The sequence below is a fragment of the Pseudactinotalea sp. genome, assembly GCF_048594945.1.
Lineage (GTDB): Bacteria > Actinomycetota > Actinomycetes > Actinomycetales > Beutenbergiaceae > Pseudactinotalea.
In genome coordinates, this window is the sequence record NZ_JBMDXJ010000462.1 from 1 (window position 1) to 8,284 (window position 8,284).

General features: G+C 68.3%; 7 protein-coding genes. 6 read left to right on the forward strand and 1 reads right to left on the reverse strand.

Going from position 1 to position 8,284, the window contains the following annotated elements:
• Positions 1-64: 64 nt before the first annotated feature.
• On the reverse strand, positions 65-2,014 hold the full coding sequence (locus ACOJSN_RS20905) for a DUF6807 family protein (protein ID WP_420114411.1): 1,950 nt from the start codon (positions 2,012-2,014) through the stop codon (positions 65-67).
• Between the two features lie 297 nt (positions 2,015-2,311).
• On the opposite strand from ACOJSN_RS20905, the gene ACOJSN_RS20910 reads away from it, so the two are divergent.
• From ACOJSN_RS20910 to ACOJSN_RS20935, 6 genes are all read left to right on the forward strand, one after another.
• Positions 2,312-3,292: an ABC transporter permease gene (locus tag ACOJSN_RS20910; RefSeq protein ID WP_420114412.1), complete on the forward strand. Its 981-nt coding sequence runs from the start codon at positions 2,312-2,314 to the stop codon at positions 3,290-3,292.
• Positions 3,273-3,938, forward strand: coding sequence for a YesL family protein (locus ACOJSN_RS20915; protein WP_420114413.1), 666 nt, complete (start codon positions 3,273-3,275; stop codon positions 3,936-3,938). The genes ACOJSN_RS20910 and ACOJSN_RS20915 overlap by 20 nt, the downstream gene beginning before the upstream one ends.
• A 28-nt stretch (positions 3,939-3,966) precedes the next feature.
• Positions 3,967-5,214 carry a glycoside hydrolase family 28 protein gene (locus ACOJSN_RS20920; RefSeq protein WP_420114414.1) on the forward strand — a complete coding sequence of 416 codons (1,248 nt, stop codon included), beginning with the start codon at positions 3,967-3,969 and terminating at the stop codon, positions 5,212-5,214.
• Positions 5,211-5,675: a hypothetical protein gene (locus tag ACOJSN_RS20925; protein ID WP_420114415.1), complete on the forward strand. Its 465-nt coding sequence runs from the start codon at positions 5,211-5,213 to the stop codon at positions 5,673-5,675. The genes ACOJSN_RS20920 and ACOJSN_RS20925 overlap by 4 nt, the downstream gene beginning before the upstream one ends.
• Positions 5,672-6,580, forward strand: coding sequence for a carbohydrate ABC transporter permease (locus tag ACOJSN_RS20930; RefSeq protein ID WP_420114416.1), 909 nt, complete (start codon positions 5,672-5,674; stop codon positions 6,578-6,580). The genes ACOJSN_RS20925 and ACOJSN_RS20930 overlap by 4 nt, the downstream gene beginning before the upstream one ends.
• An 82-nt stretch (positions 6,581-6,662) precedes the next feature.
• Positions 6,663-8,195 carry an extracellular solute-binding protein gene (locus ACOJSN_RS20935; protein WP_420114417.1) on the forward strand — a complete coding sequence of 511 codons (1,533 nt, stop codon included), beginning with the start codon at positions 6,663-6,665 and terminating at the stop codon, positions 8,193-8,195.
• Positions 8,196-8,284: the final 89 nt, after the last annotated feature.

Here is an 8,284-nt window from a genome sequence, read left to right on the forward strand (position 1 = left end):
GCCGGGACTGGACTCGCGGCCTCGATCGCGGATGCGATCGCGGCCACCGGCCGGATGGCGTGAGTCACCACACCTGGGCGGCGAGCGCCTCCGCCTCCTCAGCCGTGGCAGCGCCGTCGAGCATGACGGCACCGAGGCTTACCGTGAGAATCTCACCCGGGGGAACCCGGAGCGGCGAGCTCCAGGCGAGTGCCGGGCCGGCACCTACGTAGTCGTCGGCGCGCAGGAACCAGGGAAGGACATGCTCGGGATCCTGGGCCAGCACGAGCGTGGCGACCCGAGGTCCGCGGTGCTGGACGAAGGCGACCCAGGGTGAGATCGAACCGTGCACGGCGTCCGCTCCCTCGCCGTGCGCCCCGATCACGGTCGTGGTGGTCGCCGGACCGAGGCGCCAGAAGAGGCCGCCGTACCCGGCGCCGCGCCGCCCCGCCGTGGCTGGCGACTCGATGAGCAGCTCGTGCTGCGAGCTCAGCTCCGAGCGCCAACGCAGCGACCAGGCGTGCGGACCGAGCACGGCCGCGTCGAGGTGGCGCTGCTCGGTCAGCAGATCGGAACCGGCATGATCGGACCAGAGCACCTCCTGGTGCAGCCTGCCGCCGTCGACCGACTCGGCGACCACCTGCTGCCGACCGTGGTTGGCGAGCAGCGTGGGGCCCTCGTCGCGGACATAGGTGCGGCCGCCCCAGAACGAGGAGCCGTTGACCAGCGCGACCGCCATCGAGACGCCGTAGTGGTGCCGGTGGTCGGCAGGCGTGACCTCGGTCAGGTCGAGGCCTGCACCTGTGCGTACCGGGTGCAGATACGGGCGCGAGGAGTGCACCGGCGGCACGTCGGCGCCGCTGACCGCTCGCGCGAGCTCCAGCCGGTGGTCCTCGGCGAGATCGCCGATGAGCACGCGGTCGCCGTGCTCGACATCCGGGTTCTCCTGCCATGCGAGAGCGGTCAGCACCGGGGCCGGGGTCAGCGTCGGCTGGGCCTCGGCGCGGGGTCGGCCGTGCACGGTCGCCGGCACCACACCGCTGGAGGCGCGGGGCTCGAGGTGCGGGATCCACAGCGGTGGGTCGGTGCGGCCAAGGCCGTCGAGGAGAGCAGTGAGCTGCTCCCAGGCCAGCGCTCCGAGCTGCTGATGGTGCACCGTGACAGTGGTCAGGGGCGGCAACGAGAAGCGGGAGAGCGCGATGTTGTCGTACCCGGTCACCGAGATGTCCGTGGGCACCGCGACGCCGAGCTCGTTCAGCCGCGCCAGCAACCCGAACGCCACCAGATCGTTGTACGCCATCACGGCGGTAGCGCGGCACTCGAGCACCGATTCGCCTGCCCGGTAGCCCGAGCCGATCGAGGCTCCGCCGGGGAGCTCGGTGAGCTGCACCCCGGCTCGGCCGGCGGCGATCCGGCGCATCGCGTCCAGGCGCGCGCGATTCGGCTCGCTTCGAGGCGGGCCGGACAGGTACACCAGGTGCTCGTGGCCGAGAGAGAGCAGGTGTTCCATCACCTGGTCTGCGCCGGCCGCATAGTCCGCCCCGACAGTGGGAGTGACGCCATCGGGGAGCCGGTTGATGACAACGGCAGGGTGCAACGCGGGCAGCAGATCGCGCAGGTCGGCCTCGTCGAGGCGGGGTGAGACGAGCACGATCGCGTCGCAGCGGCGGCGAGCATCGCTGATGCTGCGGCGTTCCTGTTCCGGATCGCCCGCGGTGTCGGCCACCAGCACGCGGTAGTCGCGCTCGCCGGCGGCCTCACTGACCCCGCGCAGGACCTCCTGGAACATCGGGTTGGTGAGGTCGGGGACCACCACCGCCACCGTGTTGGTGCGGCCGAGCGACAGGCTGCGGGCAGTGGTGGAGGGCTGATAGCGCAGCGAGGAGGCGGCCTCCTGCACCCGCCGCGTTAGCTCGGCATCGACCGTCGCCTTCCCGTTCATCACGCGCGAGACCGTCGCGCGCGAGACCTGCGCAGCGCGCGCGACGTCGTCGATCGTTGCCGGCTTGCCGGTGTGGCGTGGTTGCTGCGGCACCTCTGCGCCCTCCTTCGAAGCGTTGCTCCCGAACCCCGACGCCGAGCGTAAGGCTCTCGCTGCCCGGCGCCGCCTGTCCCCATCGTTCCGGCGGGCGCGTGATCGGCATAGTAACCGGTTGCTCGGACGTGAGGGAATCGCGATCCGGGGGTGTTGCTTGATCTGACCTGCCGTGTGTATGGTGGCGCACACCCAACGAGAAACCGGTTACCCGGTCACGTGCCACGGCGGCCGTGACCGCTCGACGAGGAGCGGAAGGCAACGAAGCATGGTCACATCGGATCGGGCGCGCCGGACATGACCGCACCTGTGGTCGCGCCGCCGCGGGAGTCGATCGCTCAGGTCGACCCGCCGGCGGGGCGCATGAAGCCCTCCGGCGGGCTGGGTCGCTCGATCTGGCGGCACCGGACGCTGTACCTCATGGCGATCCCGGGGATCGTCTACTTCCTGGTGTTCAAGTACCTGCCGATGGGCGGGTTGGTGATCGCCTTCCAGAACTACATGCCGTTCCTCGGCGTCGGGGGCAGTCCGTGGGTCGGGTTCGACCACTTCGTACGGTTCTTCACCGAGGACACCTTCTTCATGTTGCTCCGCAACACGTTGGTGCTCTCGGGGCTGCTGCTGGTCTTCTCGTTCCCGGTGCCGATCATCCTGGCGCTGATGCTCAACGAGCTGCGCGGGCGGGTGTTCAAGCGGTCGATCCAGTCGATCGTCTACCTGCCGCACTTCATGTCGTGGGTGATCGTGGTGTCGATCTTCTACGTGCTGCTGACCACCGACCGGGGTGCGATCAACAACCTGATCCTGGCCTGGGGCGGGGACTCGGTGGCGTTCCTCACCGACCCGGACTGGTTGCGCCCGATGTACGTGGCGCAGCACATCTGGAAGAGCGCGGGCTGGGGCACGATCGTGTACCTGGCGGCCATGACCGCGGTGGACGTCGGCCTGTATGAGGCCGCAGAGCTCGACGGCGCAGGGCGGATGCGGCAGACCTGGCACATCACACTGCCCGCGATCCGCCCGGTGATCGTGGTGATGTTCATCCTGGCCATCGGGGACATCCTCGAGCTGGGGTTCGAGCACACGTTCCTGCTGCTGAACTCGCTGAACCGTGAGATGGGCGAGATCTTCGACGCCTACGTCTATACCGCCGGCATCCAGAACGGTCAGCTCTCGTACGCCTCCGCTGTGGGCCTGTTGAAGGGTCTCGTCGGACTGATCCTCGTGGTGATCGCGAACCGGATGGCGAAGAAGTTCGGTGAGGAAGGCGTCTACTGACATGTTCTCGATGGACTCCTTCGTGCGCCTCAACGCGTTCCTCACCGGCGTCTACCGGGTGGCCTGGCTGAACGTCCTCTGGGTCGCTGTGACGATGCTCGGGCTCGTCGTGATGGGGATCGGCCCCGCGAGCTACGCGATGGCGAAGTACCTCGATCGCTGGTTCCGGTGCGGCGAGACGCCACCGGTGATGCGCACCTTCCTGGGCTACTGCCGTGAGCAGGGGTGGCGACCGGTGCGGGCCGGTGGGTTGCTGCTCGCGGCGCTGGCGATCATCGGCGTCAACCTGCTGTCGGTGGAGAACGGCTACCTGCGCACCCTGAACATCGTGATGCTCGCGGTCGTCGCGATCATCGGCACGTACCTGTTCTTCGTGATGGCCGCACTCGACGTCAACTCACTCCGGAGCCAGATCGCCGGCGCGCTGCTGCTCGGCCTCGGCTCGTTCCACCTCACCGTGATCGGCGCTGCGCTCTCCGGAGGCGTCGTCTACCTACTCGTCCGGTTCGCACCGCTGCTGCTGCTGATGTTCGGCATCGGAATCCCGATGGCGGCCGCTGCCGTGGTCGTGAAGCTTGCGTTGCGGAACCTCGAGAGCACCGAGTCGACGCCGAGGTCCGATGCGCGTCGGCTCGTGACCGGGTGATCGCATGTCTGTCCAGGAAGTGAGCTCCATGCCCAAGACCCTCGTGACCGAAAGCCTGCAGGCTGAGATCGATGCGGCAGCCCAGCGGGGCGGCGGCCGTGTGGTGGTGCCCGCCGGGGTACATCGCACGGGTGCGTTGCGGCTGCGCTCGCACGTGGACCTGCACCTCGAGGCCGGTGCGGTGCTGCAGTTCGATCCCGACCCGGTGCTGTACCCGGCCGTGGACGCGCGCTGGGAGGGCGCGCCGCGCCAGATCCACTCCCCGTGTCTGTACGCGCAGGGCGAGGTGGGCGTCGCCATCACGGGGCTCGGCACGATCGACGGCGGTGGCCAGGCGTGGTGGGAACGTCACGCCGCGCGTGCCAACAGCCTGCCGCGGCCCACGCTGATCGGGTTGCACGGCTGCGAGCGCGTCACCATCCGCGACGTGTCGTTGCGGAACTCTCCGGCGTGGACCGTGCACCCGGCGCTCAGCAGGGACGTGACGATCAACAACGTCAGCATCCGCAATCCTGCCGACTCGCCCTACACCGACGGCATCAACCCCGAGTCCTGCACCAACGTGCGGATCAGCGACTGCCACATCGACGTGGGCGACGACTGCATCGCCATCAAGGCGGGCACCGAGGCGGATCCTGAGCCGGTTCCGTGCCAGAACATCACGGTGACCGGTTGCACGATGGTGCACGGGCACGGCGGGGTGGTGCTCGGCAGCGAGATGGCGGGCGGCGTCCGCAACGTGGTGGTCAGCAACTGCGTGTTCCAGGGCACCGACCGCGGCATTCGGATCAAGACCCGGCGCGGCCGTGGTGGCGTGGTCGAGGATCTGCGGGTCAGCAACGTGGTGATGGACGGCGTGCTGTGCGCGATCGCGATCAACCCCTTCTATCACTGCGGCGACGACGGAAAGACCGAGCGCGTGCGCACCCGGGAGCCGCTCCCGGTCGACGACGCCACGCCTCTGCTGCGCCGGATCCATATCGCCCATGTGACCGCGCGCAACGTGCACGCGGCCGCTGCGCACCTCTACGGGCTGCCGGAGCAGCCGCTCTCCGGGATCACGCTCGATGACGTCACGGTCTCGTTCGCCGAGGACGCCGTGGCCGGCGCCCCCGACATGGCCGACGGGCTCGAACCGATGACGCGCGCCGGGATCCGGCTCGGCTACGTCACCGACTCCGACCTGAGCCGCGTGCGGGTGACAGGTGCCGACGGCGACGCCGTCAGCACCGAGCACTGCAGTGGTCTCACTCTCGACGTGCGGAGTGCCGGATGACCGCCGTCGCGCCGACCGTCGTCGACGACGTGGCGCCCGTGCAGGTGCGGCGACGCGCCGAGACGTGGCTCGCCGTGATCGGCATGGCGCTGTCCACGGTGTTCCTGGGCGGCTTCACGCTCGTCATGAACACGTTCGACGAGGCGTCCTTCACCGAGTCCGGACTCGGCGACCTGCTCGGCCTCGGTGAGGGCGTCTCGGGAGCAGAGGCCTACCGACTCGCCGCCACGCTCAGCTCCTGGTTCGGCTTCACCGTGCTGCTCGTGCTCGTGCTCGCCGTGATCGGCATCCTCGCCACCCGGCGTCGCCCGGCGCTGCGCCGGCATGGCTGGTGGTTCGCGGCGGCCGGCCTGGCCTGCCTGCTCGGGAGCCAGCTGATCCTCTACCCGGTCGCCTTCGCCTTCTTCGTCAGCGCGGGGCTGTTCGCGCTGCGTCCCGTCGACGGCAGGAGCGCCTCGTGAGCACCAACACCCTGGCGCTGCGGCGTCACCGTGGGCCGCGACGCGACACGCGCGGTCAGAAGGTGTTCCGGGTGGTGAACGTGGTGCTGCTGACGGCGTTCGCCCTGATCTGTCTGGCGCCGTTCCTGCACGTGATCGGGAGCTCCTTCGCGAACCCGGGTGAGCTTGCCACGCGGCCGTTCGTGATCATCCCGCGCGAGCTCACGCTCAACGCGTACCGGTACGTGCTGTCGACGCCCACGATCTTCCGGGCGATGGGGGTGTCGGTGTTCGTGACGGTGGTGGGCACGTTCCTCAGCCTGCTCGTCACGTCATTGATGGCGTACGCACTCTCGAAGCGGTACCTGCGCGGCCGTCGTGTCATCAACTTCATGGTCGTCTTCACGATGCTGTTCAGCGGCGGGATGATCCCGACGTTCGTGGTGGTGTCGCAGCTCGGGCTGCTGAACACGGTGTGGTCGCTGATCCTGCCGGTCACGGTGAACGCCTTCAACTTCATCATCATGCGCAGCTTCTTCCAGGGCATTCCGGACAGCCTGGAGGAGGCCGCACGGATCGACGGCTGCTCGGAGCTGGGGGTGTTCTGGCGGATCGTGCTGCCGTTGTCCTTGGCCTCGATCGCCACCATCGGTCTGTTCTACGCGGTGGCGTACTGGAACACCTACATGCACGCCGTCCTCTACATCAACGACTCGAACCTGTGGCCGATCCAGGTGCTGCTGCGGCAGATCGTGATCGTGGCCTCGGGGATGAACGCCGATGCCAGCGCGGTGGACGTGGTTCCGCCGGCGCAATCGGTGAAGATGGCGGTGATCGCACTGGCGACCCTGCCCATGCTGCTGGTCTATCCGTTCATTCAGCGCTATTTCGTCAAGGGCGCACTCATCGGTTCCGTCAAGGGCTGATCACCGATCTCCGGGAGTACTCCCGACTGGCGCCACCGGGCGCTGCACGACCTACCTCAACGATGAAGGGACCCACACCATGATGAAGAGACGACTGCTCGCCGCGGTGGCGGCGATCGGCGCGGTCGCGCTGACCGCGACCGCATGCGGAGGCGGCGGCGGCGCCGGTGGCGGCGGCGGTGACAACGGCGGCGGTGAGGGCGTCCAGCCCGGTGATCCGATCACCTGGATGGCCACGCTGCACACACCGGCGACGCCGGACCCGAACGGTCCGATCCAGACAGCGCTGGAGGAGTACACCGGTGTCGAGTTCGACATCGAGTGGGTGCCGGCCGCGAACACCTCGGAGAAGCTCAACGCGGTGCTCGCCTCGAACACGCTCGCCGACCTCACCAGCCTCAACCAGGTGGGGAACAGCAGCGTGCGCACCGCGCTGAGCTCGGGGATGTTCTGGGACGTGGAGCCGTACCTCTCCGAGTTCGACAACCTCTCCCAGATCGACCCGCTCACGATCGACGCTGCACGCGTGGACGGCGGCCTGTACGGCGTTCCGTTCCAGAAGCCGCTCGCCCGGTACGGCGTGCTGGTCCGCCAGGACTGGCTCGACAACCTCGGGCTCGAGGTGCCGCACACCCTCGACGAGCTCGCAGAGGTCGCACAGGCCTTCACCCACGACGACCCCGACGGCAACGGTCAGGACGACACCACGGGCTTCATCGATCGGCTCGAGAGCTTCAGCCTCGGCTTCCGCATCCTCTCCGGGTACTTCGGGGCCGGGGACACCTTCGTGGTGGATGAGAACGGAGAGTTCCAGGCCGCCTTCGCCAGCGAGGAGTTCAAGGAAGCGATGGCCTGGTACAAGGACGTCTACGACAGCGGCGCGGTGAACCAGGAGTTCATCACCACCCAGAAGTCCAACCAGCAGGACATGATCGCCCAGGACCGCGGCGGCATCGTTGTCACGGGCTTGTTCGAGGCCAGGAACTACGTCAACCTCGCCCGCAATGCCGACCCTGACTCGCCGATGGAGTGGGCGCTGGTCAACGACATGACGTGGGGTGACGTCGAACGCCGGATCATCTCGGACACGGCCGGCGGAATGGGTGGCCTGCTCGCGATCTCGAAGCAGAACGTCCCGACCGAAGAGGGCCTGCGCTACATCCTCGGCTTCGTCGACTCGCTGCTGGACGAGGAGCCGTTCGGGCTCATGACGAACGGGGTCGAGGGCACGCACTACGAGGAGGACGGCGAGGGCGTGATCACCATCACCGATCAGAACTCCTGGGAGCAGCAGGTGCAGCCGTACTCCAGCTCGCGGCCCGCCGACCAGGTGGTGCTGTACCCGACGAACGACGAGTACACGAACCTGTCGAACGAGCTGATGGCGGAGAACGCCGAGTACGCGGTGACCAACCCGGCGCAGCCGCTGACGTCGGATACGTTCGACACCCAGTGGTCGACGATCTTCGAGGCGGCGCAGGACGCGTACTTCAAGTACATGGTCGGACAGCTCGACATGGCCGGCTACGAGGCCGCGATCGAGGCGCTGGGCGGGCAGGGTCTGGACGCCGTGCTGGCCGAGTTCGGCGAGTCGTACGCAGCTGTCAACGGCTGACCGCAGGAGGGCACGACCTCGGCCGCCCCCCCGGGTGCGGGGGGGCGGCCGCGGTTGTGCGCCGTCGCACCTTAGGTCGGACGCCTACA